Here is a 26,761-nt window from a genome sequence, read left to right as displayed (position 1 = left end):
GTGGCGGAGGACATGGTCGGCTCCCGTTCGTCGGGTGGAGTGGGGGGCGGTCCGTCACGCGGACGCCTGGGCCATTATGCGGCCCGGCCTATGCTGGGGGACGCACCCGGACCCCCTCGAAGGAGCGCCCCCTCGTGACCTCTGCCCAGCCCATCACCACCGTCCTGGACACGGTGCCCCTGAAGCGGGCCCTGATCTCCGTGTACGACAAGACCGGCCTCGAGGAGCTCGCCACCGGGCTCCACGCCGCGGGCGTGCAGATCGTCTCGACCGGCTCCACCGCCCAGCGCATCGCCGCCGCCGGCGTGCCGGTGACCGAGGTCGCCGAGGTCACCGGGTTCCAGGAGTGCCTGGACGGCCGCGTGAAGACGCTGCACCCGCGCGTGCACGCGGGCATCCTGGCGGACCGTCGTCGCGAGGACCACGTGACCCAGCTGCGCGCGCTCGAGGTGGAGCCGTTCGACCTCGTCGTCGTGAACCTCTACCCGTTCGTGGACACCGTGAACTCGGGCGCCGCGGAGGACGCCGTCGTCGAGCAGATCGACATCGGCGGGCCGTCCATGGTGCGCGCGGCCGCGAAGAACCACGCGTCCGTGGCGATCGTCGTGGACCCGGCCCGCTACGGCGAGGTCGTCCAGGCCGCCCAGTCCGGCGGCTTCGACCTGCGCGCCCGCCGGCGCCTGGCCGCCCTGGCCTTCGCCCACACCGCGGCGTACGACAACGCCGTGGCCGCCTGGACCGCCGCCCACTTCGGCGAGGACACGCACGCCGACGAGATCCCCGTGTTCCCGCCCTACGCCGGCTTCTCCCTCGAGCGCGCGCAGATCCTGCGCTACGGCGAGAACCCGCACCAGCCCGCGGCGCTGTACCTGGACTCCTCGGCGGCCCCCGGCATCGCGCAGGCCGAGCTGCTGCACGGCAAGCCGATGAGCTACAACAACTACGTGGACGCCGACGCCGCGGTGCGCGCCGCCTTCGACCACCCGGTCCCGGCCGTGGCGATCGTCAAGCACGCCAACCCGTGCGGCGTGGCCGTCACGGACGCGGGCACGGACATCGCGCAGGCGCACGCCAAGGCCCACGCGTGCGACCCGGTCTCCGCGTTCGGCGGCGTGATCGCGGCCAACCGCCCCGTCACCGCCGCCATGGCCGCCCAGGTGAAGGACGTGTTCACGGAGGTCGTCGTGGCCCCGGCGTTCGAGCCCGAGGCCCTGGAGATCCTCTCCGCCAAGAAGAACCTGCGCCTGCTGAGCCTGCCCGAGGGCTTCCTGCGGGACGCCGTGGAGGCCAAGCAGGTCTCCGGCGGCATGCTGCTGCAGATCGCGGACGCGGTGGACGCGGACGGCGACGACCCGGCCACCTGGACCCTCGCCGCCGGCCCCGCCGCCGACGAGGCCGTCCTGGCTGACCTGGCCTTCGCGTGGCGCGCCGTGCGCGCGGCCAAGTCCAACGCCGTGCTGCTGGCCCACGACGGCGCCACGGTCGGCGTGGGCATGGGCCAGGTCAACCGCCTCGACTCCTGCCGCCTGGCCGTCGAGCGCGCCAACACCCTGGGCGCCGCGCAGACCGGCGGGCAGGACGTGAGCAGCGCCGGCGGCGCGGAGAACGTCTCCGGGGAGGGCGCCCCCGAGCGGGCCCGCGGGTCCGTGGCCGCCTCGGACGCGTTCTTCCCGTTCGCGGACGGGCTGCAGATCCTCATCGACGCCGGCGTGAAGGCCGTCGTCCAGCCGGGCGGCTCCGTCCGGGACGAGGAGGTCGTGGCCGCGGCCGAGGCCGCCGGCGTGAGCCTGTACCTGACCGGGGCGCGCCACTTCTTCCACGGCTGAGCGCGGCGCGCCGCTGCCGGACGGGGGCCCGGACCGGGCCCCCGCGACCCCCAGGAGGTGACGAGGCGATGACCCGCCGCGAGGTCGAGAGCGTCGAGGACCGCATCCGTGAGCACCTGCGCAGGGACGACCTCGACAGCGCGGTCGAGCTGCTGCGCGCGCTGTCCCCGGGCGACGCGCTCGACCTCCTGGACCGCTCCGAGCCGCGCATGGCCCCGATGCTGTTCCGCCTCCTGGACAAGACGACGGCGGTCCAGGTCTTCGCGGCCATGGAGACGGGCCAGCAGTCCGACCTGGTGCGCAAGCTCCAGGACGGTCAGGTCCAGGACCTCTTCGCCGAGCTGCGGGTCTCGGGCCAGGCCCGGCTGCTCGACGAGATGCCGGCCAACGTGGCCCGCAAGATGCTCGCCGGGCTCGACGCGGAGGCGAGCGGCAAGGCCGGCCGGCTCCTGGGCTACCCGGCGGACTCGGTGGGACGGCGGTTGCGCATGGCGCCCGTGCGCCTGCGCGAGGACTGGACCGTGTCCACCGCGCTCGAGAACCTCCGGGAGCACGGGGGGCAGGAGCAGGCCGCCATCGTCTCCGTGCCGGTGGTCAGTCCCCAGGCGCGTCTGACGGGCGTCGTCGACGTCTCCGTGCTGGTCACGCAGCCGCTCGATGCGCGAGTCTCGGAGATCATGCGGGAACCGGTGTCCGCCGTCGCCACCGAGGACGCCGAGGAGGTGGCCCGGCTCTGCGCGGACCGCCGTCTGTGGACCGTGCCGGTGACGGACTCGGAGGGTCGCCTGATCGGGGTGTTCACGGTGGCCGACGCCCTCGAGGTCCTCGACGAGGGGTCGACCGAGGACTCCGCCCGCGCCGGCGGCGTGGAGCCGCTGGGTCGTCCCTACCTGGCGACCTCCGTCCTGAGCCTGATGCGCTCGCGGATCACGTGGCTGCTCGTGCTCGCGATCGGGGCCACCCTCACCGTGCAGGTGCTCGGCGTCTTCGAGGACACGCTCGAGGAGATGGTCGTCCTCTCCCTGTTCATCCCGCTGATCATCGGCACCGGCGGCAACACGGGCAACCAGGCGGCCACCACGGTCACCCGGGCGCTCGCCCTCGACGACGTCCGGCCCCGCGACGCGCCGCGCGTGATGGTCCGCGAGCTGCGCGTCGGCATGGCCCTGGGCGGGTGCATCGGCCTGCTGGGCCTCGTGCTCGCCGGGCTCGTGTTCTCGTGGCCCGTCGGTCTCGTGATCGGGGCGACGCTGTTCACCGTGTGCGCCTTCGCCGCCACCGTCGGCGGCCTCATGCCGTTGGCGGCGCGCACGATCGGCGCCGACCCCGCCGTGTTCTCGAACCCGTTCATCTCGACGCTCGTGGACGCCCTCGGCCTGGTCGTCTACTTCTTCATCGCCCAGGCCGTGCTCGGCATCTGAGCCGGCCACGACCCACGACGCCCTTCCCGCCTCGGCGAGGCGTTCCGGGGCGGGCCCGCCGGACCGGCCGCGGGCGCTGACGCCGAGCCACACACGGTGTGGCGCGTCCGAGGCGCCGGGTAGATTGGCGGGGAGTCACCCGTTCCCTGCCGACGAGGGCCGCGTCTCGAGTGCGGCCAGAAGGAGAGATCATCCGCATGTCGAAGATCATCTACACGCTCACGGACGAGGCGCCCATGCTGGCCACCGCGTCGCTGCTGCCGATCGTGCGCGCCTACGCGGGCACCGCCGGCGTGGAGCTGGAGACCCGTGACATCTCGCTGGCCGGCCGCATCCTCGCCGCGTTCAAGGACGTCCTGCCCGAGGACCAGCGCACCGCGGACGCCCTCGCCGAGCTCGGCGAGCTCGTGAAGACCCCCGAGGCCAACGTCATCAAGCTGCCGAACATCTCCGCGTCCGTGCCGCAGCTGCGCGCCGCGATCAAGGAGCTGCAGGCGGACGGCTACGCGCTGCCGGAGTACCCGGACGAGCCGAAGACCGATGCGGAGAAGGACGCGAAGGCGCGCTACGACTCGGTCAAGGGCTCCGCCGTGAACCCGGTGCTGCGCGAGGGCAACTCGGACCGCCGCGCCCCGAAGGCCGTGAAGGCGTACGCCAAGCGCTTCCCCCACTCGATGGGCGAGTGGACCCCGGACTCCAAGACCGCCGTCGCCACCATGGGCGCGGACGACTTCCGCGCCAATGAGCAGTCCGTGACCCTGCCGGCCGCCGACGTGCTGACGATCGAGTTCACCGACGAGGACGGCAAGACCACCGTGCTCAAGGAGGGCCTGAAGGTCCTCAAGGGCGAGGTCGTGGACGGCACGTTCATGTCCGCCAAGGCCCTGGACGCGTTCCTCGCCGAGCAGGTCAAGCGCGCCAAGGAGGAGGGCATCCTCTTCTCCGCGCACCTGAAGGCCACCATGATGAAGGTCTCCGACCCGGTGATCTTCGGCCACGTCGTGAAGGCCTACTTCTCCGAGCTGTTCGAGAAGTACGGCGAGCAGCTGGCCGCCGCCGGCCTGTCCGCGAACAACGGCCTCGCCGCGATCGAGGGCGGCCTGGACAAGCTCGACGCCGAGACCGCCGAGGGTGTGCGCGCCGCCATCGCCGCCGCCTACGAGAACGGCCCGGACGTGGCCATGGTGAACTCCGCCAAGGGCATCACCAACCTCCACGTGCCCTCCGACGTGATCGTGGACGCCTCCATGCCCGCCATGATCCGCACCTCCGGCCGCATGTGGAACAAGGACGACCAGACCCAGGACACCCTGGCCGTCATCCCGGACTCCTCCTACGCCGGCGTCTACCAGGCCGTGATCGACGACTGCAAGGCCAACGGCGCCTACGACCCCACCACCATGGGCACCGTCCCGAACGTGGGCCTCATGGCGCAGAAGGCCGAGGAGTACGGCTCGCACGACAAGACGTTCATCATGGACGCCGCGGGCACCGTGGCCGTGAAGAACTCCGCCGGGGAGACCCTGCTCTCCCACGAGGTCGAGGCCGGCGACATCTGGCGCGCCTGCCAGACCAAGGACGTCCCGGTGCGCGACTGGGTGAAGCTGGCCGTGACCCGCGCCCGCGCGTCCCAGACCCCGGCCGTGTTCTGGCTGGACGAGACCCGCGCCCACGACCGTGAGCTCATCAAGAAGGTCGAGGAGTACCTCAAGGAGCACGACACCGAGGACCTGGACATCCGCATCCTCTCCCCGGTCGAGGCCGCCAAGCTCTCGGTGGAGCGCATCCGCCGCGGCGAGGACACCATCTCCGTGACCGGCAACGTGCTGCGTGACTACAACACGGACCTGTTCCCGATCCTCGAGCTGGGCACGTCCGCGAAGATGCTGTCGATCGTCCCGCTGCTCAACGGCGGCGGCCTGTTCGAGACCGGTGCGGGCGGCTCCGCCCCGAAGCACGTGCAGCAGCTGCTGGAGGAGAACCACCTTCGCTGGGACTCCCTCGGCGAGTTCCTCGCGCTGGCCGTGTCCTTCGAGCACGAGGCGGTCGCGAACGAGAACCACCGCGCGCAGGTCCTGGCGGACACCCTGGACGCCGCCACCGGCACCCTGCTGATCGAGGGCAAGTCCCCGAAGCGCAAGGTCGGCGAGCTGGACAACCGCGGCAGCCACTTCTACCTGGCGCTGTACTGGGCCCGCGAGCTGGCGAAGCAGACCGAGGACGCCGAGCTGGCGGCCGCGGCGAAGCCGATCGCCGAGGAGCTGGGGGCCCAGGAGGAGACCATCCTGGCCGAGCTCAACGGCGTGCAGGGCTCCCCGGTGGACCTGGGCGGCTACTACTGGCCGGAGCTGGAGAAGGTCACCTCCGTGATGCGCCCGTCCGCGACGCTCAACGCGATCGTGGACAAGCTCTCCGTCTGAGCGACTGAGCGACTGAGCGGCTGAGCGCCGGGGGCCGGGTCGCGTGCGTGGAGCGCGCGGCCCGGCCCCTTCTCGTGTCCGCAACGCGGGTTGAGTTGTCACGGGTGTGCGTGCCCGGGACCCGTGACAACTCAACCGACGTTGCCGTGGGGAGGGGCCGGTCAGCCCGCGCGCGCCGCCTCGTGGGCCAGCAGGGCCTGCTTCGCGGCGGTGCCGTAGAGGTAGTGGCCCGCGGCGCCGTCGGCGCGCACCACGCGGTGGCAGGGCACGACGACGGCCGCCAGGTTGGCGGCGCACGCCCCGCCGGCGGCGCGCACGGCCCGCGGGGCCCCGCACCGTTCGGCCAGGCCGCCGTAGGTGGCGGGGGAGCCGGGGGCGATGCCGCGCAGCTCCCGCCACGCCCGCTGCCGGAACGCGGTGCCCGGCTGGGTGACGTCGAGGGCGTCGAGCGCGGCCACGTCCCCCGCGGCGTAGGCGGCCAGGGCGTCGGCGACGGGCTGGGACGCACCCGGACGCGGTTCCACGGGGCGCGGGTTCATCTCGCGGTCGGCGGTCTCCGGGTCCAGGGCCACGAGCCGGTCCATGAGCGTCTCGAGGAGGCGCCCGATCGCGGCGGCGGGGGGCTCCGAGTCCTCCGGCACGGCCACGCCGGAGGCGCGCACCGTCTGGTCCTCGGGGGAGAAGACGGCCACGAGGGTGAGCTCGGTGGCGGGCAGGGCGGCGGCGGTCCAGCGCAGCTCGGGAAGCAGGTCCATCCCCTCATTGTCCTGCACGGCCCGGCCCGGACAGGTGTTCGCGCGTCCCCTCCCTGTGTCAGGCTGGCGTCCATGACCGAGATCCGCGTCTTCGAGCATCGCACCCTCCTGCGCCACCCGCGTGAGGTGGTCTTCCGCTGGCTGGAGAACCCCGGCGCGCTGGAGCGGCTCACCCCGCCCTTCGCGGGCGAGGTGGTCCACGGACCCACGGACGGCCTCCGCGTGGGCTCCGAGTCGCGGCTGCGCATCCAGGCCCCCGGGGCGGCCGGCCTGTTCGCCGGCGCGGCCCACGGGATGCTCACCGGCCTGCTGCCGGACGCCGTCGCCTCCCGCCTGCCCGGCGGGGCCGCGCCCGCGGTGCCGTGGCGGGCCCGCCACACGGCCTACGAGGAGGGCCGCATGTTCCGGGACGAGATGGTCTCCGGCCCTCTCGCCTCCTGGCGGCACACGCACCTGCTCGACGACGCTGCGCCCGGTGAGGCGGACACGGCGGACGGCCGGCGGGGCACGGTCGTGACGGACCACATCGAGTACGCCCTGCCGGGGGAGTCCCTGGTGTCCCGCGTGCCCGGTCTGGGCGCCGCGGCCTCGCGCCGCACCCACGAGGCCTTCGAGGCGGAGCTGGGCCGCCAGTTCGCCTATCGGGCCCGCGTGATGGCCGATGACCTGGACTTCCACGCCGCCCATCCCGGCCCCCTCGTCGGCGGGCCGGCTCGCACGGTCGCCGTGACGGGGTCCGGCGGACTGATCGGCCGGCAGCTCTGTGCCCTGCTCACCACCGGCGGCCACCGCGTCATCCGGCTCGTGCGGAGCCCGAAGAAGGCCGGCGCGCTGGACGCGGCGCTGTGGGACCCCGGCCGGGAGACCGTGGACGAGGACGCCCTGGCCGAGGCCGACGTCGTCGTGAACCTGGCGGGCGAGCCCATCGCCGGCCGGTTCTCGGACGCGCACAAGGAGGCCGTGCACGACTCGCGCGTACGCGGCACGCGCACCCTCGTGGACGCGCTCGCCCGGATCGCCGCACGGGAGGGGGACGACGCGCGGGCGCGGGCGCTCGTGAACGGCTCGGCGATCGGGTACTACGGGGCGGACGCGGGCACGGGCCCGTTCGGCAGCGGCCTCGTCGAGGATCTGGAGCCCGGGGACGACTTCCTCGCCGAGGTCGTCGCGGACTGGGAGGCCGAGGCCCGACGCGCCGAGACGTCCGGCATCCGGGTGGCGATGCTGCGGACCGGCGTGGTCCTGAGCCCGGCCGGGGGCATGCTGCAGCAGGTGCTGCCGCTGTTCCTCGCGGGGCTCGGCGGCCCGGTCGCGACCTCGGGCGGGGAGAGCCACGACGGCAGCCCGTGGCTGAGCTGGATCGGCGCGGATGACATCGCGGGGGCCTTCGCCCACGCGGTGCTCGACGACGGCGTCACCGGCCCGGTCAACGCGGTGGCGCCCGAGCCGGTCACGGCGAAGGAGTTCGCCACCGTGCTCGGGCGGGTGCTGCGCCGGCCCGCTCTCATCCCGGTGCCCGAGGCCGGGCCGCGCCTGCTGCTGGGCGAGGAGGGCCGGGTGGAGACCGTCGCGGCGGACCAGAAGGTCGTGGCGGACCGGCTGGTCTCCTCCGGCTACGAGATGCGCGACCCCGAACTGGAGGGCGCGTTGCGCCACGTCCTCGGGCGGTGACGGGGGTGGGGGCAGCGTCCCACGGGGACGCTGCCCCCGCGGGTCGTCAGTCCTGCAGCGCGCCGGTCTCCCGGATGAGCTGGCCCAGCGCGGTGAACGCGTCGCGGGCCAGCGCCTCCCACAGGGCCAGGGCCAGCTGGGGGAAGCCCTCCTGGAGCGCGACCATCACCTGGGCGGTGAGGACTCGCGCCGTGACCGGCCCGCGCGCGCGGACGGTGGAGGGCTGGCGGCCGGGCTGGCCCAGGGCCATCTCGCCGAACGTCATCCCCGGGGTGAGCAGGGTGCGGCGCACGCGGCGGCTGCCCGTGCCCTGACCCGAGAGCTCCACGGTGCCGGAGACGATCACGTAGATGCCGCCGAACGGCTGGCCGGCGCGGCGGATGATCTGGCCGTCCGAGTAGACCCGCTCGTCCATCATGGACTCGAGCAGACGCGCGTCGTCCGCGGAGAGGTGCTGCAGCAGGGGTGCTACGGCCGCCTCCTGGGCGTCCCGCGGCAGCAGGTGGGGGGCGTGCCGGGAGAGCAGCCGCTGCTCGGCCCACTGGGCGGCCCGCGAGCGGGAGTCGAAGAACACGAACTGCGCGCCCTCGGCGGCGGGGTCCACCCCCTCGGCCTCATCCTGCAGCGGCTCGGGCAGATCCACCTCCACGGACTCCTCGACGGCCGCCATCAGCTCCTTCATCTCCGCGGCGTCCCGGTCCACGACGACGACGTCGAGCCCGTTGCCCAGCGCGCGGGCGAACCACTGGGCCACCAGCAGCCGGGCCGGACGGGAGACGGAGCTGACCGAGCGCATGTCCACCACGAGCGTCTCGAGGACCTCCGGCAGACCGCGGCTGACGCGGGCGATCGCGTCCACCTGGCTGAAGCCGAGGTGACCGCCCAGCTCCATCACGTGCACGGTGTCCGCGAACCGCCCCAGCGCCTCGAGGACGACGGCGCTGCGCACCGTGCCCGAGGGCGCCTGATCGATCCGGTAGTGGGTGCGCAGGGCCGCGCGCGGGGAACCGGTGACCACCGACGGGTGCAGCTCGAAGTCCTCGACGATGGTCCGCAGGGCGGCCATCGCCGCGGCGCCGAGCCCGTTCTCGTCTGTCGTGTCCGACTGCAGCGCCAGACCGAGGTGGCCCGGCACCACCACGAGCACCGTGCCGCCGCGCGTGGACGCCCAGCCGGGCTGGCCGACGTCGTACGCCCACCGGGAGTCCCGGGTGTCCATGCCGCAGGAGTCCATCACGGAGAGCACACCGCGGACCGTCTCCTCGCTCAGCACACGGTCCCCGGTGACGGGGTGGACACCGCCGTGCGCGAGGGTGCCGGCGAGCAGGGCGAGGTCCTCCACGGTCACGGCGGCGGCACGCACCGTGGCGATGTCCTCGAGCAGCGTCTCGGGGTCGGCGTCCAGGGTGTCGAGGGACTTCATCAGCCAGGCAGCGGACCGGGTGTGGTGCTGGGCGCGGTTCTCGGCGCGCGCGGCCGACTCCGTGACGGTGACCTCGCGGTCGAACAGGGCGGAGAGCAGCTGCATCATGCGTGCGGTGCGGTCGCGGCCACCGCGGCCTTTCACCAGGGAGGCCGTGGCCACCGCGCCCGCGTTCTGCAGCGGGTTGTGCGGCAGGCCCGTGACGGCGTCCACCTCGACCCGATGGTCCAGGTCGCGCACGGGGGCGGCTCCCACGCGCTCGCCCACCCGCACCGCGCCGAGGTCCTCGAGGGCCTGCGCGTGGAACAGGGGAGAGGCGAGCGTGGCGAGCGGCACGGGCGTCATGGATCCGGAGACGTAGCGGTGCCCGTCCACCAGGAGCATCGCGACGCCCAGCCCGTCCGGGACCTCCCCCTCGCCCGCGTGGGCCGACGTGAGGCGATCGAGGTGCTCCTGGACGGGTGTGGTCATGGGTCACAGCCTAGTCAGTGGGACGGCCCCGGGACAGCGTGGCGGAGGCGGGCACAATGGGTCCCGATGCCCACCCCCGTCGATCCCGTCACCGTCCCCTCCGCCCTCTCCGCCGCCCTCGGCCGCCTCAGCGCCGGCCTGACGTTCGCCGCCGCCCTGCCCGACCTCGGATCGGCGCTGGACGCGCGCGGGGCGGCCGTCGTCGAGGCGCCCCCGGGCACGGGCAAGACCACCGTGGTCCCGCCCGCGCTCGCGGTCCGGCTCGCGGACCACGGCGGTGGGCGCGTCCTGGTCACGCAGCCGCGGCGGGTCGCGGTGCGCGCGGCGTGGCGGCGGCTGCGCACGGCGGTCCTGACGGCCGCGGCCGACGCGCAGCCCGGCGCCGACCCCGACGCGCGGGCCCGGCTCGCGGACGCCGCCGTCGGGTACGCCGTGCGGGGTGATGCGGCCGGCGGCGGGGCCTCGGCCGTCGAGTTCGTGACCCCGGGCCTGCTGCTGCGCCGCCTCCTGGCCGACCCCGGGCTCGACGGCGTGGATGCAGTGGTCCTGGACGAGGTCCACGAGCGGGACCTGGACACGGACGTGCTCTCCGCCCTCCTCGCCGACCTGCGGCAGCTGCGTCCCGAACTCGCGCTCGTGGCCATGTCCGCCACCGTGGACGCGGCGGCCCTGGCCGCCCGCTGGGCCCGCGGCATGGGGGAGGACGCGCCCCTGCCCGTGGTCTTCACCCCGGCCGTGCTGCACCCGCTGCGCGAGGAGCACGCCCCCTTCCGCGGCCACCGCCTCACCGCCGAGGGCCGCGTGGACCGGGCCTTCCTCGACCACGTCGCGGCCACGGCCGCGCGCGCCCACGCCGAGGCGCTCGATGCCGACCCGACCGTGGACGCCCTCGTCTTCCTGCCCGGCGTGGCCGAGGTGGAGGCCGTCGCGGGGCGCGTCGCCGCGCTCGCCCCGGACACCGAGGTCCGCGTCCTGCACGGCCGCCAGGAACCCGCCGACCAGGACGCCGCGCTCGCCGGCCGCGCCGACCCCGCCGTGCCGCGCGTCGTCGTCGCGACGGCGGTCGCCGAGTCCTCGCTGACCGTGCCGGGGGTGCGCCTCGTCATCGACTCGGGCCTGGCCCGCGAGCCGCGCCGGGACCGGGGGCGCGGCATGGCCGGGCTCGTCACCGTCCAGGCCTCGCGCGCGGCCGCCGGCCAGCGGGCGGGCCGCGCCGCCCGCCTCGGCCCCGGCACCGTGGTCCGCTGTCACACCGCCGCGGCCCTGGGCACCGCGCCCGCAGCCCCGACGCCGGCCCTCGCCGTCGTCGACCTCGCGCCGGTGGCCCTGGCGTTCGCGGCGTGGGGCGCCCCGGGCGGCCGCGGGCTGACCCTGCCCGAGGACCCGCCGGCCGACGCGATGGCCGCCGCCGAGCGCACGCTCGCCTCCCTGGGCGCGGTGGACGCGGACGGGCGCATCACCCCGCACGGCGCCGTCCTGGCCGAGCTGCCCCTGGACCCGCCGCTCGGCCACGCCCTCCTGCGCGCGGCACCGTGGACGGGGCCCCGCCCCGCGGCCGAGGCGACGGCGGCCCTCGTCCTGGACCTGCGCGCCCCCGGGGCCGACCTCGAGGCGCTGGTCGCGGCCGTGCGGGACGGCCGGCACCCGGAGGCCGGGCGCTGGCGCCGGGAGGCAGATCGACTGGAACGACTCGCCCGTCGGCACGCGCACCACGCCCCGGAGACGCGGGCGCCGGACGAACCCGGGCCCGAGGCGACGGCCGCGCGGCGGCACCCCGCCGGCCTCGTGGCCGCCCTGGCCTTCCCCGCGTGGATCGCCCGACGCGCGGGGGAGGCGGGCGCGTACCTGCTCGCCTCCGGCACCCGCGCGGCCCTGCCCCGCGACGCCGCCGGCGGCGGCCTGGCGGGGCAGGAGTGGCTGGCCGTGGCCGAGGTCGCCCGCGTGGCCGGGGACGCGGCCGGCACGGGTGCCACGATCCGCGCGGCCGCGCCGATCGACCGGCCGCTCGCCGAGCTCGCCGGCGCGGGCCTGCGGCGCATCGAGGACACCGCCGACTGGCGCGGGGACCGGCTCACCGGCCGCCGCGTGGACCGGCTGGGCGCGCTCGTGCTGGCCCAGACGCCGGCCCCCGTCGCCCCCGACGCCGCCGCGCAGGCCGTGCGCGCGGCACTCAGCGCCGACGGCCTCGACCGGTTCGACCCGAGCGGCCGGACCGAACGCCTGCGTCGCCGGGTGCACCTGCTCCACCGCGTCCTCGGCGCCCCGTGGCCGGACCTCTCGGATGCGGCGCTGCCCGGCCTGGACGCCCTGGTCGACGGGCTCGCGGCCGACCTGGCCGCGGGGCGGCCCCTCGCACGCCTGGACGCCGAGGCGCTGCTGCGCGGTGCCCTGCCGTGGCCGGAGGCGGGGCGGCTGGACGAGCTCGCCCCCGAGCGCCTGCCCGTGCCGAGCGGGCGCGCCGTCGTCGTGGACTATCCGGCCGTCCACGAGGACACCCCGCCCGTGGTCGCCGCCAAGCTGCAGGAGTTCTTCGGGGCGCGTGTCACCCCCGCTGTCGCGGACGGTCGTGAGCCGGTGGTCCTGCACCTGCTCTCCCCGGCAGGTCGCCCGCTCGCCGTGACCGCCGACCTGCCGTCCTTCTGGGCCGGCCCCTACGCGCAGGTCCGCGCCGAGAACCGCGGGCGGTACCCCAAGCACCCCTGGCCCGAGGATCCCGCCGCCGCGGAGCCGACCGCCCGGACGAACCGCCGCGCCCGCTGAGAAAGGGGTCCGCGAAACGTGCAGGAATCGCTGTGATGCGTGATGATGGCCGTCACATCCGACTCGCATCGATTGAGGTTCCACTTGTGAGACACGACACGCGGGCACGTCAACGGCGCCGGGCCACGCTGGCCGGCGCCGTCGCCGCGGGCGCGCTCCTGGCCGGGTGTGCTCCGGCCGAGCAGACGCCCACCCTGACCTGGTACACCAACCCCGACGACGGCGGGCAGGCGAAGATCGCCGCCCAGTGCACCGACGCCGCGAACGGCCGGTACAGAGTCGAGACGTCCATGCTTCCGACGGACGCCGCATCCCAGCGCGAGCAGCTGACCCGCCGCCTCGCCGCAGGCGACACGTCGATGGACATCATGTCCCTCGACCCGCCGTTCGTCCCCGAGCTCGCCGAGCCCGGGTTCCTGGCCCCCGTGCCGGAGGAGATGCAGGCGTACGCGAAGGACAACGCCCTGGAGGGCGCGCTCGCGGCCGCCAGCTGGAAGGACGAGCTCGTCACGGTCCCGTTCTGGGCCAACACGCAGCTGCTCTGGTACCGCAAGTCGGTCGCCGAGGCCGCGGGGCTGGACATGTCCCAGCCCGTCACGTGGGACCAGCTGATGGAGGCCGCCCGCAGCCAGGACAAGGACCTGGCCGTCCAGGGCGCCCGTGCGGAGTCCATGACCGTGTGGCTCAACGCGCTCATCGAGGGCGGCGGGGAGCAGATCGTCCCCAACGCCGAGGCGCCCACGGACGAGGTCACCACGAACCTCGACTCCGAGGCCGGCCGCACGGCCGCCCGGATCATCTCCACCATCGGCAAGGAGGGTCTCGGCAGCGCCGGCCTGCCGACCCAGGACGAGAACGCCTCCATGCTGCTCTTCCAGGGCAAGAACGGCTCGTTCATGGTCAACTGGCCGTTCGTCTGGCCGGCCACCCTCGGCTCCGTGGAGGAGGGCTCGCTGCCGGAGGACCTGCCCGAGGACATCGGCTGGGCCGTCTACCCCCGCACCGTCGAGGGCAAGGACGCCGCGCCGCCCGTGGGCGGCATCAACCTGGGGGTGGGCGCGAAGTCCGAGCACCAGGACCTCGCCTGGGACGCGATCTCCTGCATCACCACCACCGAGCACCAGAGCCAGTACTTCGTCGAGAACGGCAACCCGCCCGCCGACCCGGCGGCCTACGACGCCCCCGAGGTCGCCGAGAAGTACCCCATGGCGGACACCATCCGGGAGTCCCTCGAGCTGGGCGCCCCGCGGCCGCAGACCCCGTACTACAACGAGGTCTCCACCGCGATCCAGCAGCGCTACGCGCCGCCGTCGGGCGTCACCGAGTCCACCCCGGCCGAGACCGACGACTTCATCCAGGAAGTCCTGAGAGGGGAGCGTCTGCTGTGAGCCACGTCGACACCGCACCCGCCGCATCCACCCCGCGCGCCGCCGAGGGTCGCCGCCCCCGCCGGGTGAAGTCCCAGCGCGCGAAGTCCGAGGCGCGTCTCGGCTGGCTCCTGGCCGGCCCCGCGTTCTTCGTGATGCTGTTCGTGGTCCTGTACCCGATCCTGCAGGCCCTCTACGACTCGCTGTTCACGTACCGGCTCACCGCGCCGGGCGACCGCGAGTTCGTGGGCCTGGGCAACTACGGCGTGATCCTCACGGACCCCGTGTTCTGGAAGGACCTCGGGGTGACCCTGCTGATCACCGTGGTGACCGTGGTGGTCGAGCTCATCCTCGGCTTCCTGCTGGCCCTGGCCATGCACCACGCCATCAAGCAGACCCGCGGCCTGATCCGCACGATCATCCTGGTGCCGTACGGCATCATCACCGTGGTCTCCGCGTTCGCGTGGTTCTACATGTTCTCGATCGACTCGGGCTACATCAACGCCTGGTTCGAGTGGCTGCCGGGCGTCGACGCGGACCTGAACTGGTTCGCGCAGGGCAGCACCGCGCTGTTCGTGATCATGCTCTCCGAGATCTGGAAGACCACCCCGTTCATCTCCCTGCTCCTGCTGGCCGGCCTGGCCCAGGTGCCGGGCGACCTCACCGAGGCCGCCGCCGTCGACGGCGCCTCGTGGTGGCAGCGGATGAAGCTGGTCATCCTGCCGAACATGAAGGCCTCGATCATGGTGGCCGTCCTGTTCCGCGCGATGGACGCGTTCCGCATCTTCGACTCCATCTACATCATGACCAACGGCGCCTACGGCACCGAGGTCCTCTCGCTGCTGGCCTACCGCACGTCCATCGGCCGGCTCGAGATCGGCATGGGTTCGGCGGTCTCCGTGATCCTGTTCCTGTGCGTGGCCCTCATGGCGGTCATCGCCGTCAAGGGCTTCAAGGTGGACCTGGCCGACCGAGGAGGTTCCAAGTGAGCACCGCCGCATCCGCTCCCGCCCCTGAGGGCCGCGCGCCTGAGGGCCGCGCGCCCCACCGTCGCGGCACCGGGAAGGCCACCGCACTGTGGTGGATCCTCACCGTCGTGATCGGCGTGTGGTGCCTCTTCCCGCTGTTCTCGATCTTCGCGACCAGCTTCAAGACGCCCGCCGACCTCGCCAACGGCAAGCTGCTGCCCACCCAGTGGTCCACGGTGAACTACGAGGAGATCTTCGTGGGCGGCTCGCGCGAGCTGTTCCTCACGGCGCTGCGCAACTCGATCGGCATCACCGTGATCGCCACGATCATCGCCGTCATCCTGGCCACGCTGTGCGCCTACGCGATCGCCCGCCTGGACTTCCCGGGCAAGCGGATCGTGCTCACGGTGTCCCTGATGGTCTCGATGTTCCCCGTCATCTCCCTGGTGACGCCGCTGTTCAACATGTGGCGCACCCTCGGGCTGTACGACACGTGGGTCGGCCTGATCATCCCCTACCTGTCCCTGACCCTGCCGATCTCCATCTGGACCCTGGCCGCGTTCTTCCGCCAGATCCCGTGGGAGCTCGACCAGGCCGCGCAGGTGGACGGCGCCACCCCGCTCGAGGCGTTCCGCAAGGTGATCGTCCCGCTGGCCGCCCCCGGCGTCTTCACGACGGCGATCATCGCCTTCTTCATCGCCTGGAACGACTTCGTGTTCGGCATCTCCCTGACCTCCACCGAGACCGCGCGCACCGTGCCCGCCGCCCTGGCCTTCTTCACCGGCGCCTCGCAGTTCGAGTCGCCGACCGGGGCCATCTCGGCGGCCGCGATCATCGTGACCATCCCGATCGTGATCCTGGTGCTGGCGTTCCAGCGTCAGATCGTGGCCGGCCTGACCAACGGCGCGGTGAAGGGCTGAGGCCCGCACACGAGACCTCCCGAAAGGACCCCCCGATGGCCTCCATCACCCTGAACCACATCGACAAGACCTACGACGACGGCTTCCACGCCATCAAGGACGTGAACCTGGAGATCGAGGACGGCGAGTTCGTCATCCTCGTGGGCCCCTCCGGCTCCGGCAAGTCCACGCTGCTGCGCATGATCGTGGGCCTCGAGGACATCACCGACGGCGAGATGCTGATCGACGGCCGCCGCGTGAACGAGGCGGCCCCCAAGGACCGCAACCTCGCGATGGTGTTCCAGAACTACGCGCTGTACCCGCACCTGACGGTGTACGAGAACATCGCCTTCCCGCTGCGGCTGATCAAGGACAACAAGCCCTCCGATGAGGAGATCGACCGCAAGGTGCGCGACGCCGCCCGCGTGCTCGAGCTCGAGGACCACCTCGAGCGCAAGCCCGGCAACCTCTCCGGCGGCCAGCGTCAGCGCGTGGCCATGGGCCGGGCGATCGTGCGCGAGGCGGACGCGTTCCTCTTCGACGAGCCGCTGTCCAACCTGGACGCCAAGCTGCGCGGGCAGATGCGCGCGGAGATCTCGCAGCTGCAGCGCCGCCTGGCCACCACCTCCGTCTACGTGACGCACGACCAGACCGAGGCCATGACCCTGGGCGACCGGGTGGCCGTGCTCAAGAAGGGCGAGCTGCAGCAGGTGGCCAGCCCGCGCGAGCTCTACGAGCAGCCGCTCAACCTGTTCGTGGCCGGCTTCATCGGCTCGCCGTCGATGAACTTCCTGCCCGCCTCGCTGAAGCAGAAGGAGGGCGGCCACGTGCTGTCCTCGCCGATCGGTGACATCCCGGTGCCGCCCGAGAAGGCCCGCGCCGCCGAGGGGCGGGACATCGTGTTCCTCGGCCTGCGGCCGGAGTTCTTCGAGGACGCCGAGCTGGTGGAGGACAGCCGCCGCGGCCAGGGCTCCACCTTCGACGCGACGCTCACGCACCTGGAGTGGCTGGGCCACGAGCAGTACGGCTACATCGAGTTCGATCCGGACCCGGCCGTGGCCGAGATGCTCTCCGCGCTGGCCAAGGACCTGGATGCGGATGAGCTGCGCCCCGTCGTCGTGGCCACCCTCTCCGGCGAGTCCCGCGCCCGGCCGGGCACGCCGACCCGCCTGTGGGTGGACACCACGCGGGTGCACCTGTTCGACCCGACCACCGGTGAGAACCTCACCCGCGACCCCGAGGTCGGCGCCGAGCTGACCCGCCGGGCCGCCGAGGAGCGCCGCCGCCAGATCGAGATGGCGGCCGAGCGTGACGCCGCCGAGCACGAGGCGGACGCGCCGCGCCGCTGAGCCGGCGCCGGGGACGCCGGGGGCGGGTCAGTACCCGCCCTCGGCGTCCACCAAGCCCTCCAGCTCCGTCCCGGCCGCGCGGGCCCGCAGGTTCCGCTCGACCCGCGCGTGGAGCAGCGGGACGCACATCTCCGGGGTGTCCGCCGTGTGCGGCGTGATGAGGGCGCGCTCCTCGGTCCAGAGCGGGTGGCCGTCCGGGAGGGGCTCGGGGTCGGTGACGTCCGTGCCGTAGCCGTGCAGCCGACCCGCCGCGAGGGCCTGGACGACGGCGTCCGTGTCCACCAGCGCCCCGCGGGCGACGTTCACGAGCACGGCGTCCTCATCCAGGAGGGCGAGGCGGTCGGCGTCGACCATGCCGCGGGTCTCCTCGGTGGCCGCCGCGGCGATCATCACGACCTGCGCGCCGGGCAGGACCTCGTCGAGGCGGTCGGTCGTGACGGTGCGGTCCGCGCCGGGCACGTCGCCCGCGCGTCGGCGGACCGCGGTGACGTGCACGTCCCAGGTCTTGAGCAGGCGGATGTACTCCTGTGCGATTCCGCCGCCGCCCACGACCACGGCATTCAGGCCGTTCAGGGTGCGCCCGGAGGAGGGACCCCATGTGGTGGCGCGGACGCGCGCGGGCAGGTCCCGCAGCAGGGCCAGGGTGAGCAGCAGCGCGTGTTCGGCCACCGGCGGCGCGTATGTGCCCTTGGCGGACGTCCACACGATGTCCGGGCGGCTGCGCACGAGGGGGACGAACGGCTCGATCCCGGCGAACGGGAGCTGCACCCAGCTCACGTGGGGGTGGGCGGTCAGGGCCGCGGCGAGCGCATCGACCGGGATCGGGCGGACCATCAGCAGGGCCGTGGCAGAGGTGTCGCCCTCGGCCACGGCGGCGCCGCCGACGTCGGCCACGGCCTGCTCGGCCAGCCGACGGGCGTGGGCGTAGGGGGTGCCGGCGACGTCCTGCGCCGCGGGGAGGACGAGCAGGCGCTCGGGGACGTCGTCGGGTCGGGTGCGGGGGAGAGCGGAAGAGGTGGGCATGGTGCCCACCGTCCCACATCCTCCGGGCCCGGTTCAGCCGGCGACGGCGTCCCGGTGCGCGGCGGACAGCCGCAGGTAGGTGGCCGCGTTCTTCTTGAGGCCCTCCCGCTCCTCGTCCGTGAGGGGGCGGCGGACCTTCGCGGGGACGCCCGCCACGAGCGAGCCGGCCGGGACCTGCGTCCCCTCGAGCACCAGGGCGCCGGCGGCCACGAGCGAACCGGCGCCGATGACCGCGCCGTTCATCACCGTGGCGGACATGCCGATCAGGCAGTCGTCCTCCACGGTGGCCCCGTGCACCACGGCGGAGTGGCCCACGGAGACACCGGCGCCCAGGGTGCACGGGAAGCCCTCGTCCGCGTGCAGCACCACGTTGTCCTGCAGGTTGGTGCCCGCCCCGACGCGGATGGGGGCGGAGTCACCGCGGGCGGAGACGCCGTAGAAGGCCGAGGAGCGCTCGGCCATCTCGACGTCGCCGGTGATCGCGGCGGTCGGGGCGAGGAAGACGGACTCGTGGATGCGCGGGGTGGCACCCGCGACGGTGATGATGTGGGCCATGCCACCAGCCTAGGCGGGCAGGACGACGGCGCCGCGTGGCGCCGTCGTCCCGGGCTCAGCTGAAGACGACGGTCCGCCGGCCGTCCGCGAGGACGCGGTGCTGGGCGTGCCAGCGCACGGCCTGCGCGAGCGTGGAGCCCTCGACGTCGCGGCCGCGGGCCACGAAGTCGGCGGCGGTCTGGGCGTGGGTCACCGGCTGCACGGACTGCGCGATGATCGGGCCCTCGTCCAGGTCGGCGGTCACGTAGTGGGCGGTGGCGCCGATGAGCTTCACGCCGCGTTCGTGCGCCTGGTGGTAGGGGCGGGCGCCCTTGAAGGAGGGCAGGAACGAGTGGTGGATGTTGATGGCCATCCCGGCCAGGTCCCGGCACAGCTCGTCCGAGAGGATCTGCATGTAGCGGGCCAGGACGACCAGCTCGATGTCGAACTGGGCGATCAGGTCGCGCAGCCGGTCCTCCGCGGCCTCCTTGGAGTCCCGGCTCGAGGGGTCCTTGGAGACGGGCACGTGGATGAAGGGCACGCCGTAGAAGGAGGCGAGCGGCTGCAGGTCCAGGTGGTTCGAGACCACCACGGGGATCTCGATGGGCAGGGTGCCGGCGCGCTGCTGGAAGAGCAGGTCGTTGAGGGTGTGCCCGTCCTTGGAGCACATCACGAGGGTGCGCATGCGGTGCGCCGCGTCCCACAGGCCCATGCGCATGCCGAACTCCTCGCGCACCGGCGCGAGCGCCTGCTCGATGTCCTCCCGCGTGGCCGGGGTCACGAACTCCACGCGCATGAAGAAGTCGCCGGTGTCCGGGGAGTCGTACTGCTGCGACTCGGTGATGTCCGCCTCCACGCCCAGCAGGGCGCCCGTCACGGCGTGCACGATGCCCTTGCGGTTCGTGCAGGCCAGCGTGAGCACGCGGGCGTGCTCCGCGCCGGAGGCGGGGGAGGGGCTGGGGGAGAGGGCTGCCGTGTCCATGGCGTCGATGGTAGGCGGTGCCGGCCGCGCGGAACCGCGGGATGACGGGGCTGATCCCTGGTCGGGGGGCCGGGCCCCGTGTCATTCTCAAGACCAGGTTCCCCGCCGCGCGGCGGCGCGGGAAGCACGACGCGGCGCCCGGCCCGGCCGGTCGCCCCAGACGACCGAGGAGCACCCCATGCCAGAGTCCACCCTCTACTGGATCATCGCGGCCATCATCGTCGTGCTGCTGATCCTGATCATCCTCTCGGTGATCGCCTCCCGCCGTCGTCGTGAGGCCGAAGCCGAGGCCGCCGAGACCCGGCTCGAGCGTCGGGGTGTCACCGCGGACACCGCGGGTGAGCAGGCGGCCGCCCCCGCGGCCCCGACCCGCCTCTCCCGCCTGGACGAGGTGGCGGCCGAGGAGGACGCGCGCCCCGTGGCCGCGGTGAAGCCCGCCGGGGGTCTGGCTGCGTTCGACACCGCCGCGGCGGACCGCGAGACCGACGAGTCCGTCGCCGGCGTGGCCGGCGTGGCCGGCGGTGCCGGGGTGACCGTGGACCAGCACGACGCCCCGAGCGCCGACGCCGCCGCTCAGATCCACCGCCGCGACGCCGCGGCTCCGGCCACCCGGGGCACTCTGCGCCCCGCTCCGGCGGCGCCGAGCACGGCGCGCGAGGCGGACACCGTGGGCCTGGGCGCGGCCGGTGTGGCCGGCGGCTCCGGCGTCACCCTGGACGAGCAGACGCCCGCGGCGGACGTCCCGGCGACCCCGGCCTCCCCGTCCCCGGTGACCGAGACCCCCGCCCCGGCGGCACCGGCCGCCGAGGCTCCGCAGCACAGGAGCCACCTCACCCCGGCTCCCGAGCACGTGCACGGGACCGTCCCCGCCGCCGAGGTCGCCACCGAGCACACCCCCACCAAGGAGTTCGCCACGGACGCGATCCCCGTCCCGCAGGGCGAGCACCTCGAGACGCACACGGTCGCCACCACCGCGCACGGCTCGGTCACCGTCGTGGCCGCCGAGTTGGACCAGGCCCAGCAGGCCGGCGCCGCCGGGGCGGATCGCTCGGCCGCCGGGGCCCTGCGCATCGACGGCACGCCCGGGGTGCCCGGGCGCGTGGCCGAGGCGGACCGCGAGCCGGCGCGTACCGAGGACCATCGCGTGGACGCCGCGCAGCCGGCGGCGGTCGAGCCCGCAGCCGAGCGCCCTTCCCTCGAGGCCGCCCCGGCCACCCGCCGGGCCGAGGCCCCGGAGACCCACGCCGGCACCACGCCGGCCACGCCCCTGGGCGGCGCCCCGGAGCTGGATCCGACCGCGGCCTCGTCCGGCCGTGCGGAGGACGCCACTCCGGCGACCCGCCGCGAGGCCCGCGCCGCCCAGTCGGCGGCAGCCGCCGGGACTGCCGGGACCGCCGCGCCGACGTCGTCGACGCCCACGACCGTGGCCCCAGACACCTCCACCTCCTCCGCCCCCACGGATGAGGAGCCCGCCGAGGACGACACCGAGGGCGCCGCCCTCCCGGACCTGCGGGCGGACCGCGACGAGACCCGAGCCTCGGACGCCGAGGGTGAGTCGAAGCTGGCCCAGGTCGGCGCCGTGGCGGCCTCCGCGTTCGAGACCGTGCGTGACAAGGTCGCCGTCCCGCTGCGGGACAACGTGGCCGTGCCCGCCAAGGACACGGTCGTGAAGGTGGTCAAGGACAAGCTGTCCCAGGCGCAGGAGCGCCGCTGGGGCAAGCGCTGACCGGAACAACCGCCCCACGACGGCGGCGGCCGCCCCCTCGTGTGAGGGAGCGGCCGCCGCGCGTTCAGCGGAGCCCGCGCGGGCGCCCGCCGGGGGAAGGAGCCGTCAGATGCGGGCCTCGCCGCCGGCCTCGACGCCCGGGATGCCGTCGCCCTCGTGGCGCTTGACCTCGTCCTCGATGCGCTGGCCGATCGTGGCGTCCACGTTCTTCCAGTACTCGAAGGCGCGGGCCTGGACGTCCTGGCGGACGCCCTTCAGCGCGCCGGCCACGGTCTCCACGAAGTCCTCGCGCTCCTGGGCCGAGAAGACCTCGCGGACGAGGGTGCCGGCCTGGCCGAAGTCGTCGTCGTCCGCGCGCAGGGCCTGGGCCTCGCGGGTCAGGGTGCCGTCGGCCTCCCAGCCGTCGTCCACCGGGCCGGTCTCGTCCGACCAGGAGTCGCCGTTGGAGTTCGGCGCGTAGGTGGAGCGGTCGCCGGTGTGGTCGTACCACATCTGGCCGTCGAAGGCGTAGTTGTGCACCGCGTTCTTGGGACGGTTCACCGGCAGCTGGTTCACGTGGGCGCCCACGCGGTACAGCTGTGCGTCGTGGTACGCGAAGGCGCGGCCCAGGAGCATGCGGTCCGGGGAGAGGCCGATGCCCGGCACGGTGTTGCTCGGGCTGAACGCGGCGGACTCGATCTGCGCGAAGTGGTTCTCCGGGTTGCGGTTCAGGGTCAGCGTGCCGACCTTGATGCGCGGGTAGTCCTTCTTGGAGATCGTCTTCGTCAGGTCGAAGGGGTTGAACCGGTAGGTCTTGCCCTCCTCGTAGGGGATCGCCTGGATGTAGAGGTCCCACTTGGGGTGGTCGCCCTTGGCGATGGACTCGAACAGGTCCTGGCGGTGGAAGTCGGCGTTCTCGCCGGCGATCTTGGTGGCCTCGTCGTTCGAGAGGTTGTGCACGCCCTGCTGGGAGATGAAGTGGTACTTCACCCAGTGCTTCTCGCCCTGGGCGTTGACCCACAGGTAGGTGTGGGAGCCGTAGCCGTTCATCTCACGCCAGGTGCGGGGCAGGCCGCGCGGGCCCATCAGGTAGGTCACCTGGTGCGCCGACTCGGGGTTGTTGGTCCAGAAGTCCCACTGCATGGTGGCATCGCGCAGGCCGGAGTCCGGCAGACGCTTCTGCGAGCGGATGAAGTGGGTGAACTTCATCGGGTCGCGCAGGAAGAAGATCGGGGTGTTGTTGCCGACGATGTCGTAGTTGCCCTCCTCGGTGTAGAAGCGCAGTGCGAAGCCGCGCACGTCGCGCCAGGTGTCCGGGGAGCCGAGCTCGCCGGCCACGGTGGAGAAGCGCAGGAGGGTCTCGGTCTTCGTGCCCGGCTGGAACACGAGGGCCTTGGTGTACTTCGACACGTCCTCGGTCACCTCGAACTCGCCGAAGGCGCCGGAGCCCTTGGCGTGCGGGCGGCGCTCCGGGATGTTCATGCGGTTGAAGTGCTGGTGGGTCTCCAGCAGGTGGGTGTCGTGCAGGACGATGGGCCCCTCGCTGCCCACGGTCAGGGACTGGCGGTCGCTGATGGCCGGGGCGCCGTTCTGGCGGGTGGAACCGGTCGCGTGCGGGGTCTTCTTCTGGTACTCCGTCATGGAACTCTCCTTCGTCGATCGACGTCGGCCGCGCACCGATCGGCGCGGTGGGCGGCGTCATCCCCGATCTTGGCATATTTCTGAATCAGTCAAAAGAACCGGGTGCCGGGGTCGGTCGCCGGGGCCGCGGGCCGCCGTCGCGCAGGCCCGACGACGGCGCCCAGTCACTAGGATGGAGGGCACCGGAGCCTTCCGGCCGCACAGACCCCCGTTCGAAGGGAACCCCCGTGACGCAGACGCCCGACATCAACACCCAGCCCCTCGCCGAGGTGGACCCGGAGATCGCCGCGGCGCTCGCGGACGAGCTCGGCCGCCAGCGGGGCACGCTCGAGATGATCGCCTCGGAGAACTTCGTGCCGCGCGCCATCCTCGAGACGCAGGGCTCGGTGCTGACCAACAAGTACGCGGAGGGCTACCCGGGCCGCCGCTACTACGGCGGCTGCGAATTCGTGGACGTGGCCGAGAACCTGGCCATCCAGCGCGCCAAGGACCTGTTCGGCGCCGAGCACGCCAACGTCCAGCCGCACGCCGGCGCTCAGGCCAACGTGGCCGTGATGACCTCGCTGCTGGACCACGGGGACACGATGATGGGCCTGTCCCTGGCGCACGGCGGCCACCTGACGCACGGCATGAAGCTGAACTTCTCCGGCAAGAACTACAGCATCGCCGCGTACGAGGTGGAGCCGGACACCCACCGCATCGACATGGACAAGGTGCGCGAGAAGGCCCTCGAGGCCCGGCCGAAGGTGATCGTGGCCGGCTGGTCCGCCTACCCCCGTCAGCTCGACTTCGCCGCCTTCCGCTCGATCGCGGACGAGGTCGGCGCCCGGCTCTGGGTGGACATGGCCCACTTCGCCGGCCTCGTGGCCGCCGGCCTGCACCCGAACCCGGTGCCGCACGCCGACGTCGTCTCCTCCACCGTGCACAAGACCCTCGCCGGCCCCCGTTCGGGCTTCATCCTCTCCACCGAGGAGCTGAAGAAGAAGATCGACTCCGCCGTGTTCCCGGGCCAGCAGGGCGGCCCGCTGATGCACGCGATCGCGGGCAAGGCCGTGGCCTTCAAGATCGCCGGCTCCGCGGACTTCAAGGAGAAGCAGGAGCGCACCCTGGCCGGCGCGCAGATCCTGGCCGAGCGCCTGACCGCCCCGGACATGGCCGAGCACGGCATCTCGGTGCTCACCGGCGGCACGGACGTGCACCTGGTCCTGGTGGACCTGCGCGAGTCTCAGCTGGACGGCAGGCAGGGCGAGGACATCCTGCACGAGGTCGGCATCACCGTGAACCGCAACTCGGTGCCGTGGGACCCGCGTCCGCCGATGACCACCTCCGGCCTGCGCATCGGCACCCCCGCGCTGGCCTCCCGCGGCTTCGGCGAGGCCGAGTTCCGCGAGGTGTCCGACGTCATCGCCGAGGCGCTGAAGCCGAGCCCGGACGTGGAGGCGCTGCGCGCCCGCGTCGTGAAGCTCACCGAGGACTTCCCGCTGTACGACGGCCTCGAGGGCTGGTGAGCCGCCGATGACCGCGAAGGTCCTGGACGGCAAGGCCACCGCCGCCGCGATCAAGGAGGAGCTGCGCGGCCGCGTGGCCGCCCTCGCCGAGCGCGGGCACACCCCCGGCCTCGGCACCCTGCTCGTGGGTGAGGACGCCGGCTCGCAGAAGTATGTGGCGGGCAAGCACCGCGACTGCGCCGAGGTGGGCATCGAGTCCATCCAGCGTGAGCTGCCCGCGGACGCGACGGAGGAGCAGATCCTCGACGTCGTGCGCGAGCTGAACGAGGACCCGGCCTGCACGGGCTACATCGTCCAGCTGCCGCTGCCGAAGCACGTGGACACCCAGAAGGTGCTCGAGGCCATCGACCCGGACAAGGACGCGGACGGCCTGCACCCCATGAACCTGGGGCGGCTCGTGGCCTCGGTCGGCGGCGAGCTGGACTCGCCGCTGCCGTGCACCCCGGCCGGCTGCGTCGAGCTGCTGCGCCACCACGGTGTGGGGCTGGCCGGCAAGCACGTGCTCGTGATCGGCCGCGGCGTGACCATCGGCCGGCCCGCCGGCCTCGTGTTCACCCGCCGCGAGGTCAACGCCACCGTGACCCTGGCCCACACCGGCACCACGAACCTCGACGAGCTGCTGGCGAGCGCCGACGTCGTGATCGCCGCCGCCGGCTCCGCCCACATGGTGAAGCCGGAGCAGGTCAAGGAGGGCGTGATCGTCCTGGACGTGGGCGTCTCCCGCGTGACCGGGGAGGACGGGACGTCGCGCGTCCTGGGCGACGTGGACCCGGCCGTGAAGGAGAAGGCGGCCTGGATGGCGCCGAACCCGGGCGGCGTCGGGCCGATGACCCGCGTCATGCTGCTGGCGAACGTCGTCGAGGCCGCCGAGCGTGCCGCCGACGGCGAGGACTGGGCCGGGGAGCGGGCCGGAGCCTGACCTCTCCCACTCCCGCGACCAACCCTGCGATATGGCCCCCATCCACCCCGGATGGGGGCCATATCGCAGGGTTCGTCGCCGAGGGGGCGGCGCGCGTCCGGGCGGGTGGTGCGCCTATGCTGTCGCCTTGTGAGTCACACCACTCTGCACGCGTCCCCCGGCGGCGCCTCCGTCATCCGTGCCCGTGGGCTGCGCAAGCAGTACGGCGAGTTCCACGCCGTGAAGGGCATCGACCTGGACGTGCGTCCCGGCGAGTGCTTCGGCCTGCTCGGCCCCAACGGCGCGGGCAAGTCCACCACCATGCGCATGCTCGCGGGCACCTCGCAGCGCACCGCGGGCGAGCTGACCATCCTGGGCATCGACCCGGAGGAGGACGGGCCGGCCGTCCGTGCGCGCCTGGGCGTGGTGCCGCAGCAGGACAACCTGGACGAGGAGCTCACCGCCCGGGAGAACATCCTGATCTACGGCCGCTACTTCGGCCTGCCCTACTCGTACCTGCGGCCCAAGGCCGAGGAGCTGCTGGCCTTCGCCCAGCTCACCGAGAAGGCGGACGCCAAGGTCACCGACCTCTCCGGCGGCATGAAGCGCCGGCTCGTGATCGCCCGCGCCCTGGTCAACGAGCCGGCCCTCTTCCTCCTCGACGAGCCCACCACGGGCCTGGACCCGCAGGCCCGCCACATCCTGTGGGACCGCCTCTACCGGCTCAAGGAACGCGGCACCACGCTGCTGCTGACCACGCACCACATGGACGAGGCGGAGCAGCTGTGCGACCGGCTCGTCGTCGTCGACGGCGGCGAGATCATGGCCGCCGGCACCCCCGCCGAGCTCATCCGCGAGCACGCCTCCCGTGAGGTCCTCGAGGCGCGCTTCGGCGCGGACCGCAACGAGGCCGCGGCCCGCACCGTCCAGGCCCACGCGGGTGACGGCGTCGTGCACCGCGTCGAGGTCCTCCCGGACCGCGTCCTCGTCTACGCCCGACGCGCGGACGACCTGCACGACGTCGTGCAGCGCCTCGTCGACGAGGGCGCCCTGCCCGCCCCCGCCACCACGCTGACCCGCCGGGCGAGCCTCGAGGACGTGTTCCTCATCCTCACCGGCCGCACCCTGGTGGACTGACCC

19 protein-coding genes are annotated in these 26,761 nt (G+C 73.5%); 13 read left to right on the top strand and 6 right to left on the bottom strand.

Annotated features, from left to right (window positions below):
* Positions 1–134 precede the first annotated feature (134 nt).
* The 3 genes from purH to J1M40_RS02330 all read left to right on the top strand — a co-directional run bounded on the left by purH (position 135) and on the right by J1M40_RS02330 (position 5,667).
* Positions 135–1,826, top strand: a complete 1,692-nt coding sequence (gene purH / locus J1M40_RS02340) for a bifunctional phosphoribosylaminoimidazolecarboxamide formyltransferase/IMP cyclohydrolase (RefSeq protein ID WP_070709860.1) — start codon at positions 135–137, stop codon at positions 1,824–1,826.
* 68 nt (positions 1,827–1,894) lie between these two features.
* A complete protein-coding gene (mgtE, locus tag J1M40_RS02335) occupies positions 1,895–3,247 on the top strand; it encodes a magnesium transporter (protein ID WP_136940005.1) in 1,353 nt (450 codons plus the stop codon).
* Between the two features lie 197 nt (positions 3,248–3,444).
* The gene (locus tag J1M40_RS02330; protein WP_100058387.1) at positions 3,445–5,667 is read left to right on the top strand and encodes an NADP-dependent isocitrate dehydrogenase; all 2,223 of its coding nucleotides are present in this window, start codon (positions 3,445–3,447) and stop codon (positions 5,665–5,667) included.
* A 161-nt stretch (positions 5,668–5,828) separates the two neighbouring features.
* On the opposite strand, the gene J1M40_RS02325 is transcribed toward J1M40_RS02330, so the two are convergent.
* Positions 5,829–6,422 carry a methylated-DNA--[protein]-cysteine S-methyltransferase gene (locus J1M40_RS02325; protein ID WP_095353386.1) on the bottom strand — a complete coding sequence of 198 codons (594 nt, stop codon included), beginning with the start codon at positions 6,420–6,422 and terminating at the stop codon, positions 5,829–5,831.
* Positions 6,423–6,494: 72 nt separating this feature from the next.
* Here J1M40_RS02325 and J1M40_RS02320 point away from each other — a divergent pair, with 72 nt between their 5' ends.
* On the top strand, positions 6,495–8,093 hold the full coding sequence (locus tag J1M40_RS02320; protein ID WP_069941536.1) for a TIGR01777 family oxidoreductase: 1,599 nt from the start codon (positions 6,495–6,497) through the stop codon (positions 8,091–8,093).
* Positions 8,094–8,139: 46 nt separating this feature from the next.
* Here J1M40_RS02320 and J1M40_RS02315 read toward each other — a convergent pair whose 3' ends face one another.
* Positions 8,140–9,987 (bottom strand): glutaminase, encoded by a 1,848-nt coding sequence (locus tag J1M40_RS02315; RefSeq protein ID WP_060974374.1) that lies wholly within the window; start codon positions 9,985–9,987, stop codon positions 8,140–8,142.
* A 66-nt stretch (positions 9,988–10,053) separates the two neighbouring features.
* Here J1M40_RS02315 and J1M40_RS02310 point away from each other — a divergent pair, with 66 nt between their 5' ends.
* The 5 genes from J1M40_RS02310 to J1M40_RS02290 all read left to right on the top strand — a co-directional run bounded on the left by J1M40_RS02310 (position 10,054) and on the right by J1M40_RS02290 (position 17,330).
* Positions 10,054–12,747, top strand: coding sequence for an ATP-dependent helicase C-terminal domain-containing protein (locus tag J1M40_RS02310; RefSeq protein WP_206450415.1), 2,694 nt, complete (start codon positions 10,054–10,056; stop codon positions 12,745–12,747).
* An 86-nt stretch (positions 12,748–12,833) separates the two neighbouring features.
* Positions 12,834–14,135: an extracellular solute-binding protein gene (locus J1M40_RS02305; protein WP_070708748.1), complete on the top strand. Its 1,302-nt coding sequence runs from the start codon at positions 12,834–12,836 to the stop codon at positions 14,133–14,135.
* The gene (locus tag J1M40_RS02300) at positions 14,132–15,103 is read left to right on the top strand and encodes a carbohydrate ABC transporter permease (RefSeq protein WP_070708749.1); all 972 of its coding nucleotides are present in this window, start codon (positions 14,132–14,134) and stop codon (positions 15,101–15,103) included. The genes J1M40_RS02305 and J1M40_RS02300 overlap by 4 nt, the downstream gene beginning before the upstream one ends.
* Positions 15,100–16,002: a carbohydrate ABC transporter permease gene (locus J1M40_RS02295; RefSeq protein ID WP_080695955.1), complete on the top strand. Its 903-nt coding sequence runs from the start codon at positions 15,100–15,102 to the stop codon at positions 16,000–16,002. The genes J1M40_RS02300 and J1M40_RS02295 overlap by 4 nt, the downstream gene beginning before the upstream one ends.
* 35 nt (positions 16,003–16,037) lie before the next feature.
* Complete coding sequence (locus J1M40_RS02290) at positions 16,038–17,330, top strand: ABC transporter ATP-binding protein (RefSeq protein ID WP_144826111.1); 1,293 nt, start codon at positions 16,038–16,040, stop codon at positions 17,328–17,330.
* Positions 17,331–17,357: 27 nt separating this feature from the next.
* Here the strand turns inward: J1M40_RS02290 and J1M40_RS02285 are convergent, their stop codons facing one another.
* Genes J1M40_RS02285 through J1M40_RS02275 form a run of 3 tightly spaced genes read right to left on the bottom strand, consistent with a single transcriptional unit; the run spans position 17,358 to position 19,869 of the window.
* Positions 17,358–18,362 (bottom strand): D-isomer specific 2-hydroxyacid dehydrogenase family protein, encoded by a 1,005-nt coding sequence (locus J1M40_RS02285; protein ID WP_070708941.1) that lies wholly within the window; start codon positions 18,360–18,362, stop codon positions 17,358–17,360.
* A gap of 24 nt (positions 18,363–18,386) precedes the next feature.
* The gene (locus J1M40_RS02280; RefSeq protein ID WP_036314590.1) at positions 18,387–18,908 is read right to left on the bottom strand and encodes a gamma carbonic anhydrase family protein; all 522 of its coding nucleotides are present in this window, start codon (positions 18,906–18,908) and stop codon (positions 18,387–18,389) included.
* 55 nt (positions 18,909–18,963) lie between these two features.
* Positions 18,964–19,869 (bottom strand): formyltetrahydrofolate deformylase, encoded by a 906-nt coding sequence (locus tag J1M40_RS02275; protein ID WP_061866944.1) that lies wholly within the window; start codon positions 19,867–19,869, stop codon positions 18,964–18,966.
* A 178-nt stretch (positions 19,870–20,047) separates the two neighbouring features.
* Here J1M40_RS02275 and J1M40_RS02270 point away from each other — a divergent pair, with 178 nt between their 5' ends.
* Complete coding sequence (locus J1M40_RS02270) at positions 20,048–21,595, top strand: hypothetical protein (protein WP_170720788.1); 1,548 nt, start codon at positions 20,048–20,050, stop codon at positions 21,593–21,595.
* A 105-nt stretch (positions 21,596–21,700) separates the two neighbouring features.
* On the opposite strand, the gene J1M40_RS02265 is transcribed toward J1M40_RS02270, so the two are convergent.
* Positions 21,701–23,215, bottom strand: a complete 1,515-nt coding sequence (locus J1M40_RS02265; RefSeq protein WP_144825416.1) for a catalase — start codon at positions 23,213–23,215, stop codon at positions 21,701–21,703.
* 227 nt (positions 23,216–23,442) lie between these two features.
* Between J1M40_RS02265 and glyA the strand changes: the two genes are divergently transcribed.
* The 3 genes from glyA to J1M40_RS02250 all read left to right on the top strand — a co-directional run bounded on the left by glyA (position 23,443) and on the right by J1M40_RS02250 (position 26,758).
* Positions 23,443–24,723, top strand: a complete 1,281-nt coding sequence (gene glyA, locus J1M40_RS02260; protein WP_010079361.1) for a serine hydroxymethyltransferase — start codon at positions 23,443–23,445, stop codon at positions 24,721–24,723.
* Positions 24,724–24,730: 7 nt separating this feature from the next.
* Positions 24,731–25,642: a bifunctional methylenetetrahydrofolate dehydrogenase/methenyltetrahydrofolate cyclohydrolase gene (locus tag J1M40_RS02255; RefSeq protein ID WP_036338210.1), complete on the top strand. Its 912-nt coding sequence runs from the start codon at positions 24,731–24,733 to the stop codon at positions 25,640–25,642.
* 129 nt (positions 25,643–25,771) lie between these two features.
* The gene (locus tag J1M40_RS02250; protein WP_060974382.1) at positions 25,772–26,758 is read left to right on the top strand and encodes an ABC transporter ATP-binding protein; all 987 of its coding nucleotides are present in this window, start codon (positions 25,772–25,774) and stop codon (positions 26,756–26,758) included.
* Positions 26,759–26,761 lie beyond the last annotated feature (3 nt).

The organism is Micrococcus sp. KRD026, assembly GCF_017168445.1.
Taxonomy (GTDB): domain Bacteria; phylum Actinomycetota; class Actinomycetes; order Actinomycetales; family Micrococcaceae; genus Micrococcus; species Micrococcus luteus.
The sequence above is the reverse complement of the archived record's forward strand: the minus strand, read 5'-3'. Positions and strand labels throughout refer to the sequence as shown.

Bases quoted from the DNA above. Each gene is read 5' to 3' on its own strand.
- mgtE (WP_136940005.1), top strand. From the start codon at position 1,895: ATGACCCGCCGCGAGGTCGAGAGCGTCGAGGACCGCATCCGTGAGCAC.
- J1M40_RS02330 (WP_100058387.1), top strand. From the start codon at position 3,445: ATGTCGAAGATCATCTACACGCTCACGGACGAGGCGCCCATGCTGGCC.
- J1M40_RS02325 (WP_095353386.1), bottom strand. From the start codon at position 6,422: ATGGACCTGCTTCCCGAGCTGCGCTGGACCGCCGCCGCCCTGCCCGCC.
- J1M40_RS02320 (WP_069941536.1), top strand. From the start codon at position 6,495: ATGACCGAGATCCGCGTCTTCGAGCATCGCACCCTCCTGCGCCACCCG.
- J1M40_RS02315 (WP_060974374.1), bottom strand. From the start codon at position 9,987: ATGACCACACCCGTCCAGGAGCACCTCGATCGCCTCACGTCGGCCCAC.
- J1M40_RS02310 (WP_206450415.1), top strand. From the start codon at position 10,054: ATGCCCACCCCCGTCGATCCCGTCACCGTCCCCTCCGCCCTCTCCGCC.
- J1M40_RS02290 (WP_144826111.1), top strand. From the start codon at position 16,038: ATGGCCTCCATCACCCTGAACCACATCGACAAGACCTACGACGACGGC.
- J1M40_RS02280 (WP_036314590.1), bottom strand. From the start codon at position 18,908: ATGGCCCACATCATCACCGTCGCGGGTGCCACCCCGCGCATCCACGAG.
- J1M40_RS02275 (WP_061866944.1), bottom strand. From the start codon at position 19,869: ATGGACACGGCAGCCCTCTCCCCCAGCCCCTCCCCCGCCTCCGGCGCG.
- J1M40_RS02270 (WP_170720788.1), top strand. From the start codon at position 20,048: ATGCCAGAGTCCACCCTCTACTGGATCATCGCGGCCATCATCGTCGTG.
- J1M40_RS02265 (WP_144825416.1), bottom strand. From the start codon at position 23,215: ATGACGGAGTACCAGAAGAAGACCCCGCACGCGACCGGTTCCACCCGC.
- J1M40_RS02255 (WP_036338210.1), top strand. From the start codon at position 24,731: ATGACCGCGAAGGTCCTGGACGGCAAGGCCACCGCCGCCGCGATCAAG.